Source organism: Candidatus Brocadia sinica JPN1 (assembly GCF_000949635.1).
In the GTDB taxonomy this organism is placed as follows: Bacteria; Planctomycetota; Brocadiia; order Brocadiales; family Brocadiaceae; genus Brocadia; species Brocadia sinica.
In genome coordinates, this window is record NZ_BAFN01000001.1 from 219,412 (window position 1) to 237,603 (window position 18,192).

General features: G+C 41.6%; 22 protein-coding genes and 2 tRNA genes. 12 read left to right on the forward strand and 12 right to left on the reverse strand.

The genetic code is table 11. From position 1 onward, the window contains the following. The first annotated feature begins 335 nt into the window (after window positions 1–335). Window positions 336–839 (forward strand): nitroreductase family protein, encoded by a 504-nt coding sequence (locus tag BROSI_RS00940; RefSeq protein ID WP_052561501.1) that lies wholly within the window; start codon window positions 336–338, stop codon window positions 837–839. Here the strand turns inward: BROSI_RS00940 and BROSI_RS00945 are convergent. From BROSI_RS00945 to BROSI_RS00965, 5 genes are all read right to left on the reverse strand, one after another. Continuing rightward, entirely contained in the window at window positions 836–1,294 is a 459-nt protein-coding gene (locus BROSI_RS00945; RefSeq protein WP_052561503.1) for a PEGA domain-containing protein, read from the reverse strand. The two genes, BROSI_RS00940 and BROSI_RS00945, sit on opposite strands and share 4 nt — an antisense overlap. A 2-nt stretch (window positions 1,295–1,296) precedes the next feature. Then, window positions 1,297–1,791 carry a metallophosphoesterase gene (locus BROSI_RS00950; RefSeq protein WP_052561505.1) on the reverse strand — a complete coding sequence of 165 codons (495 nt, stop codon included), beginning with the start codon at window positions 1,789–1,791 and terminating at the stop codon, window positions 1,297–1,299. Window positions 1,792–1,874: 83 nt separating this feature from the next. Then, window positions 1,875–1,967 (reverse strand) — tRNA-Ser (locus tag BROSI_RS00955). Window positions 1,968–2,116: 149 nt separating this feature from the next. After that, window positions 2,117–2,206 (reverse strand) — tRNA-Ser (locus BROSI_RS00960). Window positions 2,207–2,220: 14 nt separating this feature from the next. Further along, window positions 2,221–2,628 carry a bifunctional nuclease family protein gene (locus BROSI_RS00965; protein WP_082058944.1) on the reverse strand — a complete coding sequence of 136 codons (408 nt, stop codon included), beginning with the start codon at window positions 2,626–2,628 and terminating at the stop codon, window positions 2,221–2,223. 359 nt (window positions 2,629–2,987) lie between these two features. On the opposite strand from BROSI_RS00965, the gene BROSI_RS00970 reads away from it, so the two are divergent. From BROSI_RS00970 to BROSI_RS01015, 10 genes are all read left to right on the forward strand, one after another. Then, window positions 2,988–3,695: a CPBP family intramembrane glutamic endopeptidase gene (locus BROSI_RS00970; protein WP_082058945.1), complete on the forward strand. Its 708-nt coding sequence runs from the start codon at window positions 2,988–2,990 to the stop codon at window positions 3,693–3,695. A 4-nt stretch (window positions 3,696–3,699) separates the two neighbouring features. Beyond that, complete coding sequence (locus BROSI_RS00975) at window positions 3,700–4,299, forward strand: UbiX family flavin prenyltransferase (protein ID WP_052561510.1); 600 nt, start codon at window positions 3,700–3,702, stop codon at window positions 4,297–4,299. A 164-nt stretch (window positions 4,300–4,463) separates the two neighbouring features. After that, on the forward strand, window positions 4,464–5,549 hold the full coding sequence (gene sppA / locus BROSI_RS00980; protein WP_052561512.1) for a signal peptide peptidase SppA: 1,086 nt from the start codon (window positions 4,464–4,466) through the stop codon (window positions 5,547–5,549). Window positions 5,550–5,572: 23 nt separating this feature from the next. Then, window positions 5,573–5,878, forward strand: coding sequence for a DUF7718 family protein (locus BROSI_RS00985; RefSeq protein WP_052561514.1), 306 nt, complete (start codon window positions 5,573–5,575; stop codon window positions 5,876–5,878). Window positions 5,879–5,880: 2 nt separating this feature from the next. Continuing rightward, window positions 5,881–6,141, forward strand: coding sequence for a DUF5647 family protein (locus BROSI_RS00990; RefSeq protein WP_052561516.1), 261 nt, complete (start codon window positions 5,881–5,883; stop codon window positions 6,139–6,141). Between the two features lie 23 nt (window positions 6,142–6,164). Next, a complete protein-coding gene (locus BROSI_RS00995; RefSeq protein ID WP_052561518.1) occupies window positions 6,165–6,590 on the forward strand; it encodes a hypothetical protein in 426 nt (141 codons plus the stop codon). A 13-nt stretch (window positions 6,591–6,603) separates the two neighbouring features. Next, a complete protein-coding gene (gene gltX, locus BROSI_RS01000) occupies window positions 6,604–8,049 on the forward strand; it encodes a glutamate--tRNA ligase (protein WP_082058946.1) in 1,446 nt (481 codons plus the stop codon). A gap of 57 nt (window positions 8,050–8,106) precedes the next feature. Beyond that, window positions 8,107–8,670 carry a Uma2 family endonuclease gene (locus BROSI_RS01005; protein WP_052561522.1) on the forward strand — a complete coding sequence of 188 codons (564 nt, stop codon included), beginning with the start codon at window positions 8,107–8,109 and terminating at the stop codon, window positions 8,668–8,670. 41 nt (window positions 8,671–8,711) lie between these two features. Further along, on the forward strand, window positions 8,712–10,193 hold the full coding sequence (gene cysS / locus BROSI_RS01010; protein WP_052561524.1) for a cysteine--tRNA ligase: 1,482 nt from the start codon (window positions 8,712–8,714) through the stop codon (window positions 10,191–10,193). Window positions 10,194–10,201: 8 nt separating this feature from the next. Next, window positions 10,202–10,855 (forward strand): HD domain-containing protein, encoded by a 654-nt coding sequence (locus BROSI_RS01015; RefSeq protein ID WP_052565560.1) that lies wholly within the window; start codon window positions 10,202–10,204, stop codon window positions 10,853–10,855. Window positions 10,856–10,959: 104 nt separating this feature from the next. On the opposite strand, the gene rsmA is transcribed toward BROSI_RS01015, so the two are convergent. The 7 genes from rsmA to BROSI_RS01050 form a co-directional block, all read right to left on the reverse strand. Beyond that, on the reverse strand, window positions 10,960–11,895 hold the full coding sequence (gene rsmA, locus BROSI_RS01020; RefSeq protein ID WP_052561526.1) for a 16S rRNA (adenine(1518)-N(6)/adenine(1519)-N(6))-dimethyltransferase RsmA: 936 nt from the start codon (window positions 11,893–11,895) through the stop codon (window positions 10,960–10,962). Window positions 11,896–12,022: 127 nt separating this feature from the next. Next, on the reverse strand, window positions 12,023–12,382 hold the full coding sequence (locus BROSI_RS01025) for a cupin domain-containing protein (RefSeq protein WP_052561530.1): 360 nt from the start codon (window positions 12,380–12,382) through the stop codon (window positions 12,023–12,025). Window positions 12,383–12,409: 27 nt separating this feature from the next. Continuing rightward, window positions 12,410–13,420: a 4-hydroxythreonine-4-phosphate dehydrogenase PdxA gene (gene pdxA, locus BROSI_RS01030; RefSeq protein ID WP_052561532.1), complete on the reverse strand. Its 1,011-nt coding sequence runs from the start codon at window positions 13,418–13,420 to the stop codon at window positions 12,410–12,412. 31 nt (window positions 13,421–13,451) lie between these two features. Then, on the reverse strand, window positions 13,452–13,643 hold the full coding sequence (locus BROSI_RS01035) for a hypothetical protein (protein WP_052561534.1): 192 nt from the start codon (window positions 13,641–13,643) through the stop codon (window positions 13,452–13,454). Window positions 13,644–13,722: 79 nt separating this feature from the next. Next, window positions 13,723–14,100: a hypothetical protein gene (locus BROSI_RS01040; RefSeq protein WP_157842299.1), complete on the reverse strand. Its 378-nt coding sequence runs from the start codon at window positions 14,098–14,100 to the stop codon at window positions 13,723–13,725. Window positions 14,101–14,288: 188 nt separating this feature from the next. Beyond that, a complete protein-coding gene (locus BROSI_RS01045) occupies window positions 14,289–14,933 on the reverse strand; it encodes a riboflavin synthase (RefSeq protein WP_052561538.1) in 645 nt (214 codons plus the stop codon). A gap of 186 nt (window positions 14,934–15,119) precedes the next feature. Beyond that, a complete protein-coding gene (locus tag BROSI_RS01050) occupies window positions 15,120–15,782 on the reverse strand; it encodes a phosphatidylserine decarboxylase family protein (RefSeq protein ID WP_052561539.1) in 663 nt (220 codons plus the stop codon). Window positions 15,783–15,916: 134 nt separating this feature from the next. Between BROSI_RS01050 and BROSI_RS01055 the strand changes: the two genes are divergently transcribed. Continuing rightward, window positions 15,917–18,181 (forward strand): SBBP repeat-containing protein, encoded by a 2,265-nt coding sequence (locus BROSI_RS01055; protein ID WP_052561541.1) that lies wholly within the window; start codon window positions 15,917–15,919, stop codon window positions 18,179–18,181. The last annotated feature ends 11 nt before the right edge of the window (window positions 18,182–18,192 follow it).

The following is an 18,192-nucleotide window of genomic DNA, read 5'->3' on the forward strand; positions in this document are numbered from 1 at the left end:
ATGTGAAAAAGGCGGCTATATTTGATATTAATGGTACAATAATAAAGGATATCTCTTCGGAAAGGGTATTTTTCCGCTATCTTATTGAAAAGGGAATTATTGCTTCCAAGGATTTATTAAGATTTACAAATATGTTTTTGCAAGGGTTGTAACCCGCCTGGTTGCAGAGCACAACATTGGCCTCTCATCTTCGTATGCTTATGCTAACCAATATGTAGATGTAAAATTTATGCGTCTGGTAGGATATCCCGTAGCTGTCAACGCGAGTACTATGCTTCGTGTGGTATGCAAAGCTTAATCGCTGGAAAATTGTAGCATTTTAAGAGGAAGGGCACATGAATATTTATGAAGTCATAAAGAAAAGGCGGAGTGTTCGTTCTTATAAATCAGAACCCGTTGAAGAGGAGAAGCTAAAACGGATATTGGAGGCGGCGCTATCAGCCCCCAGCGCTGCCAATAGGCAGCCCATCTGTTTTTTAGTTGTTAAGGATGAAAAAATAAAGCAACAGTTAAAAAAAGCTTATAATGAAGAATGGTTTTATACAGCGCCGGTAATTATCTGTGTCTGTAGTATCCCGGAAAGGGCATGGAAACGAAGCGACGGGAAAAACTATGGTGATGTTGATGCTGCGATTGCGATGGATCATCTCATCCTTGCTGCAACGGCAGAAGAATTGGCTACTTGCTGGGTTGCAGCGTTTAAAGTACCGCTCGTAAAATCCATATTAAATCTGCCCGAGGGAATTGAGCCTGTGGCGTTGACACCCGTTGGATATCCGTTACATATCCCGGAACCGACTTATCGCAAACCTTTGGAGGCAATCGTTCATATCATCTAACGGGCAACGGGCATCCTTAACCGTTCACGTAATTCTTCAGCATTTTGAATGACCATTTCCTGGTGTTCTTGTTTAGGCAGCTGCTTTAGAGGATCTAACTGATAGGTAAAGGAATGTTCGTCCTTCAGTTTCATGGGCAACAGTATTTCAGAAAAAAAGTCTAACGGTAAAATCTGATAAAAAGGTGGTTTGATCTTTTCGTAGGCAATTTTTCTTTCATACAGCAGTCTGCCATCTGTATCAACTTTTTCCAAAGTAACCTTTCGTGTTCCATAGTAAGTAAAAGTTGTTATCACAGGCGTTTCACCAATTGGCTCATCGTCCAGATAGACCATAGCGCCAGGGGGTTCGGAATTAATCGTGAGGGTACGTAATACACAACCACAGAGCGAGGCGCCGCTCAGGAAACAGCACATAATTGTCACAATAACGGGTTTTAAAAATTGTTCTGACATTTCTAACCTTTATCTAAAGATACCTCTGAAAGGTCAACAATCTCAGCACGGGATGTTTCAAGGTCTAGCACTGCAACGGTACTCTTTCCAGATAACCACGCGCCGCACTCACCAGGATTGACATACAAAGGGCTCCCCTCTTTAACCTCAGGGACATGCGTATGGGCGCTGATAATGATATCTGTATTTTTTTTTGATCTTTTAGAAAGACTCTCCAGCATATGAGTGACCATAATATGTTTGCCGTTTAAAAGGAGATCATAGGGTGGTTCATGAATATTTTTGCAAACATCACTCAAGCCCCTCCGCTCGCCATCATTATTCCCAAATACCCCTATAAACTTTGCCTTTAGCTTCATTAATTCTTTTAAGGAGAATGGAGCGACATAGTCTCCGGCGTGAATGACATACTTTATATCCTGTGCATTAAAAAAAGAAACAGCTTTGTGAATAGCAGCGATATTGTCGTGGGTATCCGCGAGGATTCCTATCTTCATTGAGATGGTAAAGAGTGGTTATTGAGATATTTCCTATGTGAAATTACTTGCTTGCAGTTGAAGCCGTGTATCATACAGATACATGGCGGAGAGGCCGGGATTCGAACCCGGGGTAGAGATTTTGTCTCTACAACGGTTTAGCAAACCGTCGCTTTCAGCCACTCAGCCACCTCTCCATTCTTTGGGTATCTATTGTAGAAATATTTTAAAATAAAATAACCACAAATATCTTCGCTTGAAAAATAAGAGATATTCGTGGTTTCATGAATTTACTTTAGCAGCGTCATATACCATGGAAAACGGGATCATATACCTGATAAAAACCTGGCGGAGGGAGTAGGATTCGAACCCACGGGAGACTCACGCCTCCAGCAGTTTTCAAGACTGCCGCCATAGTCCACTCGGCCATCCCTCCTTAATTTCCTGCACCTAAAGCGCATCTTCCGATTTGCAAACTTCTTCTAAAACCTTTTTGGCCACAAAGATTGGCGTATTTTTTTGCATTGCAAGTGCGATAGCATCGCTGGGCCTCGAATCGATTTCCACCATTGAGGCGTTTTGCTGCAATATAATCTTTGCGTAAAAGGTATTATTCCTCAGGTCACTAATAATAATTCTTACCACACCTGCGTTCAAACCTTCGATGATGTTGCTGATTAGGTCATGCGTCAAAGGACGCGGAGTGGTAATCCCTTTCACTGCCCGATCAATTGCCCATGCCTCATGGAGTCCAATAACAATTGGAAAACTTCGTTGCCCTTCCCTCTCTTTAAGGACAATAATCTGATGATCGCTTGTCTCCGTAATGATAATCTTTGAGAGCTCCATAGGAATCATAACCATCCCCTTCGTTCAAGCGACAACCCTATACATGCGACAGCCCTTATGCTATTTCGCACATGGACAAACCAGCTGAAATTTTAGCACACCAGCCCCTTTTGTCAAATGTTTTTTGGTTTAAAACCGCAATAGTCAGGCGAGTATTTCCCACTGTCTGCGGTTTTGGTGGGTTTTTGAAACTTTATTGACACCCTGCAGATTGGCTGCTATACTAACTTCACATCTTTGCAAACCCCTTGAAACCTTTGTTTTACCAAAAGAGATGAATATTTCCTCCTGTATCTATTTTCTTAATTATTACTGGGGATTCTGGCTTTCCTCTGTGATAATCTTCCTGACAAAACTGTTTGTGTATAATGAAGTCGTATTTCTATCGGTCTAAGAGCCTGGCCAATAGTTTTTTGTTTATCCTGCCCCTGTTGGTCTTGTATGAAGTGGGGATTGCTCTGCAGGAGGCAAGTATCAAAAATACTGCTGATGTCATTGTTAAGACCCCTCTGCTTTTATTTGGCAAAAATGGTTCTTTGATATTTAATTCGCTAGTTATTGCCTTTTTGGTTGTATCGGTATTTTATATAGAAAAGGAATACCGCTTAAGCTTTCGGGTATTTATCCCCATGTTTTTCGAAAGTATGGTCTATGCCCTTTTTATGGGCTATGTATTGGGATTTGTTGTTTATAAGGTATTATTCCCTTATGTGCTGGCCGGGCCTTTTTCCTCGCGTGTATGGATGGGGATTATTCTTTCTGTTGGCGCAGGGGTTTATGAGGAAATTGTGTTTCGACTCCTTCTCCTATCGATATTATATTATGTATTTGTTGCCCTGTTAAAGATAAATAAACCCATTAGCGCGGTAGTAAGTATTATTGTGGGCGCTCTTCTATTTACCGGCATGCACTATGTGGGGACTTTAAGCGACAGCTTTACGTATACCAATTTTACGTTCCGTTTGTTAGCGGGAATATTTTTATCGGCTATCTTTCTGTTTCGGGGATTGGGTATCGCCGTCTATACGCATGCTATTTATGACGTGCTTTCCGTATTGAAGCCTTTTCACGTCTAAGGAGATGTGTGTGGAAAACATTATCGTTGGCATTACGGGGGCAAGTGGAGTCATCTATGGTCAGCGTCTCTTGCAAATCCTTTGCAGGAAGGAATGCAATGTCCACCTGTCAATATCGGATGCCGCAGCCCTGGTTATCAAACATGAATTAGGAGTTGATTTAGACCGTGACCACCCGGACCTTGTACAATTTTTGGGTTACACAACAGACAATATTATCTATCACAGCAATTCAGACATTGGTGCGACAATTGCCAGTAGCCGCTATTTCATTAAGGCGATGTGCATTGTCCCCTGCAGTATGAATACCCTGTGCTCCATTGCTCATGGTATTTCAAATAATCTTATTCAACGTGCAGCAAGTGTAACTATTAAAGAAGGGAGAAAACTTGTGGTGGTGCCGCGTGAAACACCATTATCTTCCATCCATCTGAAAGCTATGCTAAAATTATCTTCCATCGGGGCATGTATATTGCCAGCCATGCCCGGATTTTATCATAAGCCAAAAACTACGGATGATCAGGTGAACTTTGTTGTTGCTAAGATATTGGATGTGCTGGCTATAAAACATATGCTCATCCCGGAATGGCGCGGTGAAGCTTGATACTATTGGTAGAAAAACTATCCGGTTAGGGCTTATTGTACTGTAAAAATGGGCAAATTCCAAAAACTTATTAAAGAAACCTGTTTTTCAAAGATGCTTAGCAGGATGAACTGTTTACAAAAGAATTCCTTGTATTTCTGGAGAAAAATAAGTAAAGAGGGTTTATGACAGATACACAATATGACAACATACCCCCCGGACCCGGATGGCAACCCGCATACATCAAAAAGAGCAGGGGCGCTGGTTTCTGGGTTGCCGTTGGTTTAGCTTCATTCTTTTTCTTATGTACGCTCTTATTATTCATGCTTTTTATCGGCTCTCTTGTCCTCAGCAAGGCGCTCATCACAAGCACCGCAACAAAAGGCAAGAAACAAGCTGCCGAGACTGTTATCGAGGGGAGCGGAGAGAGCAAGGTTGCCATAATTCCCGTTAAGGGCATTTTGAGTAACGAATCGGCAGAGGGCCTGTTTATAGAAAAACCCAGCATTGTCGAGGTCGTAAAACAACACCTGGAACAAGCCACTTGCGATACCCATGTAAAAGCCATCTTGCTGGAAGTAGACAGCCCCGGCGGCGGCATTACGGCAAGCGACATCATCTACAATCAGATTATAAAATTTAAAGCCGAAACACAGAAAAAGGTTGTCGTCTATATGCAGGACATTGCGGCCTCCGGCGGATACTATGTCTCCGCAGCGGCTGATGCCATCGTTGCGCATCCTACAACAATTACTGGGAGTATCGGGGTAATTATGCCGTTAATCAATGTGGCGGAACTTATCAACCGATACGGCATAAAGGATAATTCCATTGCTTCCGGCAATCTCAAGGAGATCGGATCTCCGCTGAAACAGATGACCGCAGACGAAGCAGCCGTTTTAAAAAATATCATCGATGAAATGTATATGCAATTCGTAAAAGTGGTTTCCACCGGGAGAAACTTGGATATCGAAGCGGTAAAAAAGATTGCTGATGGAAGAATCTATACCGGCAAACAGGCCCTTGAGAATGGATTAGTCGACCAGTTAGGTTATCTGGAAGATGCCATTGGTTTAACAAAAAAACTGGCGGGACTGACCGAAGCGACCATCGTAAGATATGAAGAACATTACGGATTGGCCGACCTTTTTGGCTTAATGTCCAGAAAACTTTTCCACAATAATACGATAAGGCTGGATATTTCTCAATTACAAGAACGGGGTGATACCAGACCGATGTACCTTTGGAATGGGTATTCCAAGAGGGAATAGTTTATGAAATACAATGCAGTATTATGCTAAAGGCATTAGAATTCACAATTATGCTATCGCCAGATCAAGAAGATCGATTGAGAGTGATAGCCTCTAAAGAAAAAGGTAAGATAGTTAAATTTGTAGCACAGTACGAAGCCTATATTAAAAATGAGTGGAGAAATATCGTAAGATACGATACAGCTCACAAAGACCTAATTCACCCAAACGGTATCATAGATAAGCAACCTTTGCCATTCACAGATTTCAATGTGGCATTTACTTTTGCTATACAAGACCTTAAGATATCGTGGAAATGGTATCGGATAGCTTACGAAAAGGAGTTATGAAAATGATTACTAAGAATAAAATAATCAAAAAAAATCTTGATTTATTAAATGAATTTATGAAGTATGCCTTTGAACATCCAGAAGTATTGGATAAAATACCGCCTGAAGCCGAGCTTGTTATCTTACCAACAAACGACCCCGATCTTTGCGCTGTAAATAAGAAAATGGCTGACTCCCTCGTAAAAAAAGGGAAAAAGGTCGTCGTGGTCGAGCTTGAGAAACCAAAGACAGTCATACCCAAAATAGAACTGCTGGCAGTGTAATTTATTTCTGGAGGAAGGGGATCATGAAAAAGTCAATTTACTTGTTGCCATTATTAGCGTTATTGTTGTTTTCTTATTCTTATGCTGATGATGTAAATGTTATCAAAAAAGGCAGTTATTCCATCAATTTAGAGAGTAAATCCATTAAGGCAAATGACAGTATAGTTGAATATTTTGATATTGATTCTATAGGCAACAAAATACCTGACCAAATCTTTGCAACGGTTGAAACGGGCGATTGGGTTTCTTCTCTGCCAAATAATGTTTTCGTATCCTTTAGTGATAGTACCGTTGATAAAATTGTAGAATACTGGGATGTAAGTTTTGCAAAGGTTAAGGATGGTGGCAGGGTAATTTTTACCAGAACGATAATAAATAACGACAGTGTTGGCCGAGAGTCTTATGCATGGAGTTTAAATATTAAATATCGATTTATCAAATATCGCTAAATAGTAACAATTTATGGTACGTGTTCGTTTTGCGCCTTCGCCCACAGGTCTCTTACATATCGGGAATGCACGTATGGCCGTCTTCAACTGGTTATTTGCAAGACGGCATAAGGGCGCTTTTATCTTGAGGATTGAAGATACCGATGTTGCACGCTCAGAGAAAAAGTACACGAACCAACTCGTCGAAGACCTTCACTGGCTGGGATTGACCTGGCAGGAAGGGCCTGACGTAGGCGGCCAGTACGGTCCCTATTTACAGTCAGAACGTTTGCCTGTCTACCATGACATCTGCCAGAAATTTTTAAACGAAGGGCTTGCATATCGCTGCTATTGTACCCCTGAAGAATTAGAAGAACGAAGACAGATCGCCAGACTAACCGGAAAACCTCCACGGTACGACAATCGCTGCCGTACCCTAACGGACAAGCAAAAAAAGACATTTGAAACATCCGGGCTGAGTTTTACCATTCGGTTTAAAGTACCGGAAGAATTACTGGTATTCGATGACCTGATTCGGGGCACGTGTCAATTTGATATGAGCCTGGTTGGAGATTTTGTGATTATGCGGTCAGATGGAACACCATCGTTCCACTTTGCCGTTGCGGTGGATGACACCCTGATGCAAATTACCCACGTCATCCGTGGAGAAGACCATTTATCAAATACACCGTGTCATATATTGCTTTTTCATGCATTGAATCGAAAACCCCCGCAATTTGCCCATCTATCACTCACCATGGGTGCTGACCGCACCTTATTGAGTAAGCGACACGGGGCATTTTCACTTTCGGAATACCGCAAATTGGGCTATTTGCCGGAAGTGCTCCTCAACTATATGATACTTCTGGGGTGGGCGCCCAGAGACAAAAAGGAGAAGTTTAAGATCGACGATGTCACAAACACATTTGAAATAGGCACTATGAGTAAGGCGTCCTCTGTGTTCGATCAGCAAAAATTGGATTGGTTGAGCGGGCAATATATCCGTGAGGCAGATTTAGAAAGGCTTACAAACCTGGCGATACCTTACCTGCAAGCCGCTGGTTTCATTTCTACGGATGAAAATAAGATCGATAGAGCTCAATTGAGATTGATGGTAGATGCGGTGCGAAACAACATATCTTGTATGTCTCAAATTGTTCAGGAGGCAGATATCTTTTTCAAGGATGCTGTCGTTAGTGAAAAACATGTTGAATTTTTATCGTCAGAGATATCACAATCGGTACTCTTGTCCTTTTACCGGGAACTCCAAAAACTGGACGCCCTCTCTCCTGAAATTTTTAAAGAGGCGTTAACGGCTGTGCAAAAAGAAACAAAAGTAAATGGCAAAGGGCTTTATATGCCTGTCCGTATAGCCTTAACCGGCAGGGAACACGGACCGGAACTCTATGGTATTGCTAATATTTTGGGTATTAGTATGTGTAATAAAAGGATCGAACGGTTTCTTTTGGTGAAAAAGTAACTATTCAGCCGTCATAACAGTTCATCCGAAATAAATCATTTGGTGAGGAGATTTATTATGGCACAAATTGCTGCGGAGAAAAGAACAAAAAAATATACCTACGAGGATTATTGCAAAATCTCAGATGACAAGAGGTATGAACTTATCAATGGAGAATTACTTATGACACCATCTCCGATTACAAGACATCAAAGGATTTCTGGAAAACTTGAATTTATATTAAGAAGATTTTTAACAGAAAATAATCTTGGAGAACTCTTTGATGCGCCATATGATGTATATTTTGATAATGAAAATGTTGTTCAACCCGACTTACTATTCATCTCAAAGGACAGGCTCCATATTATCGGTGAAAAAAATGTCCAGGGTGCACCCGACCTCGTAATAGAAATAATTTCGGAGAATAGTGCATACAGGGACATGGTGCTGAAGAAAAAACTGTATGCAAAATTTGGTGTAAAGGAATACTGGATAGTAATTCCGGAAGGTGAGGAGATAGAGATTTACACCCTGAAGGATAATACTTATCAACTGTATAAGGCATATGGCAAAGACAGTATCCTCGAATCCCCCCTGCTAAAAGGCTTAAAAATAGGATTGATGGATATATTTTGTGCATAGCATACTATAAGAAAATATTTGAAATCATAAGAAATGAAACCATGACACTAAAATTTTACAATTCATTAACGAAACAGAAGGAAGTTTTCACCCCTTTGCATGAAGGTTATGTTACTATGTATGTGTGTGGCCCTACGGTGTATGATCATCCTCATCTTGGACATGCCAAGAGTTACGTTAGTTTTGACGTGATGGTCCGTTATCTCCGATATCTGGGCTACAAAGTGCGTTATGTACAGAACATTACAGACGTTGGTCATCTGACAGACAACGCTGATACGGGTGAAGATAAGATACTGAAACGTGCGCAAAGAGAACATATAGAACCTGCCGAACTTGTCGAAATATACACGCGAAGCTATTTCGAAGACATGGATAAACTCAATAACGTACGACCCGATATCTCACCACGGGCAACGGCACATATCCCCGAACAAATTGAACTCGTGGAAAGGTTAATTGAGAAAGGGTATGCCTACGTATCAAATGGATCTGTGTACTTTGATGTCCGGAAGTTCAGGGAATATGGAAAACTCTCCGGGAGAAAGCAGGAGGAGCTTGAGGCTGGTGCCCGATTAGAAATCAATCCTGAAAAGAGAAACCCTTCCGATTTTGCGCTCTGGAAGAAGGCGGCGCCCGGCCACATCATGCGATGGAAAAGTCCATGGGGGGAAGGTTTTCCCGGATGGCATCTTGAGTGTTCTGCCATGTCCATGAAATACCTGGGGCAGACATTGGATATTCACGGCGGAGGACTGGAAAACACCTTCCCGCATCATGAATGTGAAATCGCACAGAGCGAGGCTGCAAACGAATTGCCTTTTGTACGATACTGGATTCACAATAACATGGTCACTGTAAATGGTCAAAAGATGGGAAAATCTCTGGGTAACTTTATTACCCTCAAGGATGCCTTTAAGAGTTACCACCCCTTAACGATACGGTTCTTTATCCTCACTACCCATTATCGCAGTCCTCTTGACTATAGTAATGAAGCGTTGGATGCGGCCAATAAAGGACTGGAGCGCATGCACAACACAGTCAAAAACCTGCGGGAGCGGTTAGGATATGCGAAGGACGATTCAACACCGGATGAAATTTACGAAAAATTGGAACAATATAAAACGAAGTTCCTTGAGGCGATGAACGAGGATATCAATACCCCCGGCGCTATTGCTGTACTTTTTGATCTATCAAAAGACGTAAATACCTTATTAAACTCTGGTCAGGAGATAAGCAAAAAATGTCTGGAAGACATTGATAAATTGTATCAGGAACTCGGTGGCAATATCCTGGGTATAATTGAGCCTAAACTTAAAACAGTGACTACAACCTCTACATTCAGTTGGCAAGTAGAAGATAAAACGACTGAAGACATCATGAAAGTTCTCATTGACACCCGCAATGAACTCAGGAAGGCAAAACAATGGCAATTATCTGACTTCATCCGCAATAAACTCTCAGAAATAGGCATTGCCCTCGATGATAAACCTGATGGCACTATATGGAAAAAAACAAAATGAGGAAAAGTATGATTACACTGGAACAGGTGAAAAACCACCCGGACGTTAAAGTCTATATAAAAAAGGCAAATGATTTTCTGGGGGTAATCGGTTATACAGAGCACGGAGAACGTCATGGAAATTATGTGGCTAAGAATGCACGGAAGATTCTCGAAGAACTCGGATACGACGCAAACTCATGCGAACTTGCGGCTATTGCAGGATATATCCATGACATTGGAAACGTGGTGAGTCGCCATTCGCATCCTGAACACAGCGCCCACCTGGCGAGTCAATTCTTAAAGGAGTTACACATGCCTGTGGAAGACCGCGTTCTTGTTATGAGCGCGGTAGGAAATCATGATGAAGGCGCCTGTGATATTGTAAGCCCGGTGTCAGCAGCGCTCATCATTGCGGATAAATCCGATGTCCATCGGTCAAGGGTGAGAAGTCTAAAGGAAATTAAATTTGATATCCATGACCGGGTCAATTATGCCGTGACAAAATCCAAACTTCACATGAATGCGCAAAACAAGACAATTACTCTCATCCTCGATATTGACAAGGAAATTTCAGATATGGTGGAGTACTTTGAGATCTTTACCGCCCGCATGGTTGCCTGTCGTCGCGCCGCCAAACTTCTTGAGTGTACGTTTGACGTAAAGGTAAATGGTTCATCGTGATATTTTATTTGCATCAGAAGAACGATGAAACTTTCTACGGGGAAAAACCTCCTGGATACATTTTTGTTAGAGAGCGAAAAAGAATAACGTATAGTCAGTTATTCTCAGGAAACTTCATCAGAAAGTTTTTTTAGCTTACCAATGGCATCAGAAAGATAGATCAATTGATCAACGCTTAAACATTCCCCCCTTATTCGTTCATCCAGTTGCATATCTCTTATAATTCCCTTCAGGTGTTCTCTTGAAATTTTGGGTAAGGTTATATTTTCAAGACTATTTATTAATGTCTTCCGCCGGGAAGTAAATATTGCGTAAATGATCTTTCTGAAAAATGGATAGTCTGTTATTCTGCCTGCGTACTTCTCTTTGTGGACAACTACCTTAACAAGAGCCGAATGAATCTCCGGTCTTGGCCAGAATACTTCCGGGGGTAAAGTCTTTACGACAGCTACTTCTGAAAACAACTGGGTAATTACCGATAATATGCCATATTCCCGTGTGCCTGGAATTGCCGTCATTCGCTCTGTAATCTCCTTCTGAAGCATCATCACCATCAAATCGACAGGTAGATCGCCTTCCAGGAGGTTGATAATTACGGGTGTGCTGATGTTGTATGGCAGATTGGAAACTACTTTTATTCGGGGTTGATTGTGCTCCTTTAGCCAATTGAGCAACAAAGATATGATATCCGGATTCAGTTCGTGTTTCGTTTTTAAGACATCGGTATTAACAAGGGTAATATTTGCATAAAATTTTAGTATGTCAGATGAGAGTTCAAATAACTTTTTGTCCACCTCTACGGTAAATACATGCCGGGACCTTGCGGCCAACAACCTGGTCAGCCCCCCTGTTCCCGTGCCTATCTCCAGTATAACGTCATCTTCCTTCAGGTCTGCAATATCGGGAATGCATAAGAGGATATTCTGATCAATGAGAAAATTTTGACCAAACCGTTTGCTGGGGGTAATTCCCCTGCGACTGAAAATCTGCTTCAGTACGGCCGGTGTGTGAGGAATAAAGTCTATTTCGTTTTGTGGCATAATCGTTTTCCTATAATGGATGGCATGGACTTCGCTGTGAGCGCTCAGTCGAACGACAAACTTGTTTGTCCGTGATCCAAAAATGGGATTTATTTATACTTTTAGTTTTTTATAACTATCAACTGATTTATAGCACCTCTTCATCTTCTGGTCGCCAGGCTGGATCAACGATACACAAGAATTTTAAATCGTTATGTCCAATATTTTTAATACACTGTATTGCATTTGGTGGGATATAAATGGCCTGGCCCGTGCGAACTTCTACAGACTCATTATCAATATACATCATTCCCTTACCTTCCAGGATGTAATATACCTCTGAGTGCTTTAATTTGTGCCTATATGAAATTTCGCCCTGCTTAACAACTGCATGTGCTAAACTGTAGCGAAGCTTTACATACTCCTTATCCGGATGCAGAAGTTCGCGAAGGATGGCATTGTCCCCAGCTACAAACTCTTCACAATTTTGCAAGTCTTTTATAAACATTTTCTCTGCGTTTCAGTATCTCCGGAGTTAACTGCACCGTACCATTCTTACTGCCATCTTTATGGCCTCCATCATGGAATGGGGATCGGCGATACCCTTACCCGCAATGTCATAAGCAGTGCCATGGTCTGGTGATGTGCGGACAAAGGGAATACCCAGGGTAATGTTTACCCCGGTCTCAAAGGCATGCAATTTCAGAGGAATTGCACCCTGGTCGTGATAGATGGCTACAACCGCATCATAAACACCCTTCAATGCCTTATAATATACCGTATCGGCTGAGACTGGACCATCACATTGAATTCCATTTTTCTTTGCCTTTTCAACTGCGGGGATAATAACCTTCCTTTCCTCGTCTCCAAATATACCTTCCTCCCCTGCATGTGGGTTTAAACCACAGACGGCGATTCTTGGCTTTTTTAGGCCAAAATACTGTTTGAGGTTGTTGTCACTAATGGCTATTGTTCCCAGAACGTCTTTTACGGTAATCGACTGTGGTACGTCTTTTAAGGCAATATGTGTGGTAACAAAGGCCACCCTTAGCTTTCCACCCACCATCAGCATAACAACACGCTCAACGCCTGAAAAAATTTGGAGCATCTCTGTATGACCGGGGTAGCCATACCCCCCGAGATGTATGGCCTCCTTGCAAATTGGTGCAGTAACAAGGGCGTCGATATGTCCACTCATGGCGAGATTAATTCCCCTGATCACGCATTGAACGGACAATTCTCCACCTTCTGCTGTTGCCTTCTTCTGCTTTATGAGATTCGACTTAAAATTATCCATGGACAACAGTGAAATAGGTTGTTTTGAGTCTTTAATTTCTGATATATGAGAAATTATTCGATATTTTAAGGGTATTTTTAAAGTCCTGGCCGCTTGCTCAAACACGTTCTTATTGCCAATAATGACATAATTGGCAATCTTTCTGACGGCTGGGGATTTTAACGACTTTAAGATAATCTCTGGTCCGATCCCACAGGGATCACCCATCGTTATTCCGATCAGTAATTTTGATTTTTTATTTTTTTTCATATTTGTCTGTAGGGTCAGATACAGATATCACTCAATCAAGATCGGCCGCGCGGTTCGCCATATCGGCTGCCGTGAAAGTTAGATGCTTAATCCTTATCATCTGATCTCCACCACGCTGAAACTCGTATGGCACCTTCTGAAACTCCACCGCATACCCGCCACGCTGCAACCCCACTGCGATTTCTTCCACATAAGACGAAAGAAACCCTCCGAGGTCAAGCAATGGAAAAATCCGCACCTCCTTCGCAACTCTTCAAACGAACGACCCCATGGAACAACTTTATCCAGCGTAAACCCCATTCTTACTTCTCACGAATACAAAATCTATTAACAATTTGCGATACCGAAACTATATTGATAAACAGGAATATACTATCAAATATGAGGTTTTCAATTCCTTTTAATCCCGACAATGCCAGTAGATATATCATAACGTAAATAACTGCTCCACCAGAAATAAGACCCAACGTATAACCAAGCCAATGCCGACATAAAAGAAGAACTGATGTTACGAGGTAAAGCGGAATAAAAAACATATCAGGGTATATAAGAGCCTTATATGCTTCCCCTGGAAAGGCCTCAGGCTTCTTCCAATTTCCAGTTCCAGCCATGGAAACAGCAAAAGCTTGAAAAAGACCCCAAATACCAAACCAAATAATTGCAACCCATGGTTTTATCACTAAGTTTTCCACTGACTACTGAGTTTTTATATAAACCCCTGTTCCTGCTGGTTCAATCTTGCAGATTGAACCATACAATTTAAACCGAACGCAAGCTATAAATCCTTCATCCCCATTCCACACGGACAAACAAGTTTGTCCATGCCACCCTTTCTTGCTTATGCTGTGCTTCTTATGTGCCCCTCTATTTATAGAAATCCTTGTTCCATCAATTGCTCTTGTGTAATACCGCCCTTTTTCTCCTGGACATTTGTCAGAAGTCTTTTAATCCACTTGCCCATCATGTCGATCTCGATATTTACCGGATCCCCTGCCTTCTTGAATCCCAGGGTAGTCGAGGATAATGTATAAGGGATTAATGCCACGGAAAAAGCGCCATCTACAAGATTAACGATCGTAAGACTGATACCATCTATGGCAACAGAACCCTTTTCAATCATTATATCGGTAAATTTTTTTTCGACCGAAAAGGACATGGTACATTGATCGGCAGATTGTTTCTTCCCCTTTATTGTGCCTGTACCGTCCACATGACCTGTGACAAAGTGCCCCCCCATTCTGTCACCCACCCTTAATGCCCGTTCAATATTGACACTTTCTGCGTAACATAATTTCCCTAGTGTGGTTTTTTTCAGAGTTTCACTGGAGACGTCAAAACTTACAATCTTGCCCGAAATCTCTTTTACCGTAAGGCATACCCCGTTAATGGCAATACTTTCTCCCAACGTAAGGTCGTCGTAAAAGCCCGAAAAATCTAAAAACAGTTCGCCTCCCCCTGCCTTCAGAGACAAGTTTTTTACTGATGCTAAATGCTCAATGATGCCGGTAAACATGACTATTTTTAGTTAGAATTCAGAAATCAGAAGACAGAATAAAAATTGAATGCTATGAAAATCAAATATCAAAGATATAAAATCAAAAATACATATCAAACTTTAAAAGTTAGCATTTTTAATTTGTCATTTTGCATTTTGATTTTTTATTTTTGTATTTTTCAATGCGGTTATATGTAAACCCTTTTAATTCCTGTTACGGATCTTGCCAAGTATCGTCTTCCCTGCCGTCACTTTTTCCCCTACCCTGACCATCACTTCAAACTGAACCGAATTTGGGACAAAGACCTCAACCCGTGAGCCAAACTTGATCATGCCGAATCGCTGCCCCTTTTCAAAAACATCTCCCACTTTGCAGGCGCATACGATGCGTTTGGCGATTTTGCCCGCAATTTGTTTTACTGCGATCTTTGTATGACTTCCCGTTAAAGACAAACCCATCAGATTATTTTCATTACTCCTAAAACACTCGTCGTCCCTGGCATCCAGAAATTTGCCTTTTGTATGTTTTATAAACTCGACACGGCCATGCACAGGGACGCGGTTTACATGTACATTCAATACCGACATAAAGATACTGATCTTTGTCGAATTGCATTTCAGGTAATTTTCTTCAAAGACCGGTACGATATGAGATACGGTTCCATCCGCAGGGGCGATTATGAATTCGAGGCCTTGTGGGGTCTCTCTATTCGGATCACGGAAAAAATTCAGCAAGAAGGCTAAAAAAAACAACGGAACAGGGACAATCCACGGAAATAATGCAATGGAGACTCCTATTCCAACAACGCAGGGAATACCAAAGATCATTAACTCTCTAATTCCGTATTTTGCCAATGGGATGCGCATAAGATTATTTCTCTTTCATGTAAGGGTAAATGGAATATATATACCAGAAAAGTCCTGTTTTTCCATAAAATATTTGATATGATATTACTCCGATTTTGATTCATACTTATTAAATGGAGGGTAGTAATACTACTATGAAGCGGTGGAACAAAATCTTTTTCTCTGGAGCAATCTTTGTCGTGGCGGTGTTTTTTCTCCCGTTTTTTCAAGGTAAACAGGAGGATATCAAAAAATCATCAGAAGCGGCATTTATGCAAAAAACGCAAAGACTCCAAATTCCTTTCATTGCCAATGAACATCAGATGGATGAAAGAGTAGCGTTTGTTACCAATGCCTTTTGGGGGAGTATCTTTGTAACGAACGATGGAGAACTCGTTTATTCATTGCCACAAATGCATAGGAAAATCCCAGATGAGAAATGGTCAAAAAAACTGGTACTCAGAGAGGAATTTATCGGCGGGAAAGTGGAAAAAATAAAGGGAGAAGGAAAGACGGCAACGAAAGTGTCTTATTTTAAAGGGAAAGATCCGTCCAAATGGAAGGATAACATCTCAACATATGATGTTGTCAACCTTGGGGAGATATATGAAGGTATCGGTTTACGGCTGAAGGCGTTTGGAAATAATGTAGAAAAACTATTTACAGTAAAACCTGGCGCAAACCCGAACCAAATAAAGGTAAAACTGAACGGGGCAGATGCAGTAAGGGTGAATGAAGAGGGACAGATTGAGGCGGAGACAGAGTTAGGAACCGTTGTATTTACAAAACCGGTAGCCTATCAGGAGATACGTGGTGAGAGAGTTGTGGTCGATGTTGAGTATCATCTGCTGGCTTCTGAAGTCAGCAGGCAGAATACGGAAGCAGACCTCTCAAATCCGAAATCCGAAATTTACAATCCCAAATATAAAACGGACACGGATAACGGACATGGTTTGCGGATATACGGTTTCAAAGTAGCTGCTTATGACAGGGCAAAGGAACTCATCATTGATCCGCTTCTTGCCTCTACGTATTTAGGAGGACTTGACTCAGATTATGGCTATTCTCTGGCCATAGATTCAGACAAAAATATTTTTGTTGCCGGTTATACCATGTCTTCAGATTTTCCGACAACTGCAGGCGTTTTTGATGTTTCTTATAGTGACAGTGATATCTTTGTGTCAAAACTAAACGGAGATTTAACGCGTCTTCTTGCATCGACCTATTTAGGAGGGGTCTCCGAAGATTATGTGCGTTCCATAGCTATAGATTCATTTAAAAATATTTATGTGATCGGCCAAACTACATCATCGGATTTTCCCATTACCTCTGACGCTTTTGATACTTCGAAAAGTGGTTTTAGTGACGCCTTTCTGGCAAAGCTAAGCGGAGATTTGACCTGCATTCTTGCATCCACCTATTTAGGAGGGTCATCCGACGATCATGCTCATTCTATCGTTTTAGACCCTGGTGGAATTAATATCTATGTAACCGGCAGGACTTTATCGTCAAATTTTCCAACGATCCCCGGCGCTTATGATACCTCGTTTGATGATGGCGATGCCTTTGTATCAAAGCTCAATTGGAATTTAACCCACCTGCTTGCATCCACCTATTTGGGGGGAACTGATAATGACTATGGCGCCTCGATAGCCATAGACTCAGACAGGAATATCTGTGTGAGTGGTGAGACCTGGTCTTCTGACTTTCCTGCAAGTATTGACGCTTATGATACTTCATTTAATGGGGGTTTTGGCGACGTCTTTGTGTCAAAGTTAGATCGGAATTTAACGCATCTTCTTGCATCCACCTATCTGGGGGGAACCACTGATGATTCTGCTCATTCTATTACCATAGACACACACGGGAATATTTATGTAACCGGCCAAACTGAGTCATTAGACTTCCCAACAACACCTGGCGCTTATGATACCTCGTTTCATAATGGCGATGCCTTTGTATCAAAACTCAATTGGAATTTAACACGCCTTCTTGCATCCACATACCTGGGAGGAGCGGATGATGATGTGGCTAATTCTATAGCAATCGGATCAGGTGGGTCTATATACGTCGCAGGTTACACGGGATCGTCAGATTTTCCAACTACCCCTGGATCTTACACCACTTCGAAAGGTGTCTTTTTCGATGCCTTTATATCAAAGCTGAGCAGTGATTTAACAAGTCTCATTGCATCTACCTATTTGGGTGGATATTATAGAGACATCGCTCGCTCTATTGCCCTGGATCCGGGTGGAAATATTTATGTGGCAGGTGAGACCCGCTCATCAAATTTCCCGACAACTCCGGGTTCTTACGATCCTTCTTACAACGGCGATTTCAATATTTCTTATACGTATGACGCCTTTGTGTCAAAGCTTGATAGTAATCTTTCGGCATCATTTCTTATGAATATGAAATAATTTCATTATTT

Bases quoted from the DNA above. Each gene is read 5' to 3' on its own strand.
- BROSI_RS00940 (WP_052561501.1), top strand. From the start codon at position 336: ATGAATATTTATGAAGTCATAAAGAAAAGGCGGAGTGTTCGTTCTTAT.
- BROSI_RS00945 (WP_052561503.1), bottom strand. From the start codon at position 1,294: ATGTCAGAACAATTTTTAAAACCCGTTATTGTGACAATTATGTGCTGT.
- BROSI_RS00950 (WP_052561505.1), bottom strand. From the start codon at position 1,791: ATGAAGATAGGAATCCTCGCGGATACCCACGACAATATCGCTGCTATT.
- BROSI_RS00965 (WP_082058944.1), bottom strand. From the start codon at position 2,628: ATGATTCCTATGGAGCTCTCAAAGATTATCATTACGGAGACAAGCGAT.
- BROSI_RS00970 (WP_082058945.1), top strand. From the start codon at position 2,988: ATGAAGTCGTATTTCTATCGGTCTAAGAGCCTGGCCAATAGTTTTTTG.
- BROSI_RS00975 (WP_052561510.1), top strand. From the start codon at position 3,700: ATGTGTGTGGAAAACATTATCGTTGGCATTACGGGGGCAAGTGGAGTC.
- sppA (WP_052561512.1), top strand. From the start codon at position 4,464: ATGACAGATACACAATATGACAACATACCCCCCGGACCCGGATGGCAA.
- BROSI_RS00985 (WP_052561514.1), top strand. From the start codon at position 5,573: ATGCTAAAGGCATTAGAATTCACAATTATGCTATCGCCAGATCAAGAA.
- BROSI_RS00990 (WP_052561516.1), top strand. From the start codon at position 5,881: ATGATTACTAAGAATAAAATAATCAAAAAAAATCTTGATTTATTAAAT.
- BROSI_RS00995 (WP_052561518.1), top strand. From the start codon at position 6,165: ATGAAAAAGTCAATTTACTTGTTGCCATTATTAGCGTTATTGTTGTTT.
- gltX (WP_082058946.1), top strand. From the start codon at position 6,604: ATGGTACGTGTTCGTTTTGCGCCTTCGCCCACAGGTCTCTTACATATC.
- BROSI_RS01005 (WP_052561522.1), top strand. From the start codon at position 8,107: ATGGCACAAATTGCTGCGGAGAAAAGAACAAAAAAATATACCTACGAG.
- cysS (WP_052561524.1), top strand. From the start codon at position 8,712: ATGACACTAAAATTTTACAATTCATTAACGAAACAGAAGGAAGTTTTC.
- BROSI_RS01015 (WP_052565560.1), top strand. From the start codon at position 10,202: ATGATTACACTGGAACAGGTGAAAAACCACCCGGACGTTAAAGTCTAT.
- rsmA (WP_052561526.1), bottom strand. From the start codon at position 11,895: ATGCCACAAAACGAAATAGACTTTATTCCTCACACACCGGCCGTACTG.
- BROSI_RS01025 (WP_052561530.1), bottom strand. From the start codon at position 12,382: ATGTTTATAAAAGACTTGCAAAATTGTGAAGAGTTTGTAGCTGGGGAC.
- pdxA (WP_052561532.1), bottom strand. From the start codon at position 13,420: ATGAAAAAAAATAAAAAATCAAAATTACTGATCGGAATAACGATGGGT.
- BROSI_RS01045 (WP_052561538.1), bottom strand. From the start codon at position 14,933: ATGTTTACCGGCATCATTGAGCATTTAGCATCAGTAAAAAACTTGTCT.
- BROSI_RS01050 (WP_052561539.1), bottom strand. From the start codon at position 15,782: ATGCGCATCCCATTGGCAAAATACGGAATTAGAGAGTTAATGATCTTT.
- BROSI_RS01055 (WP_052561541.1), top strand. From the start codon at position 15,917: ATGAAGCGGTGGAACAAAATCTTTTTCTCTGGAGCAATCTTTGTCGTG.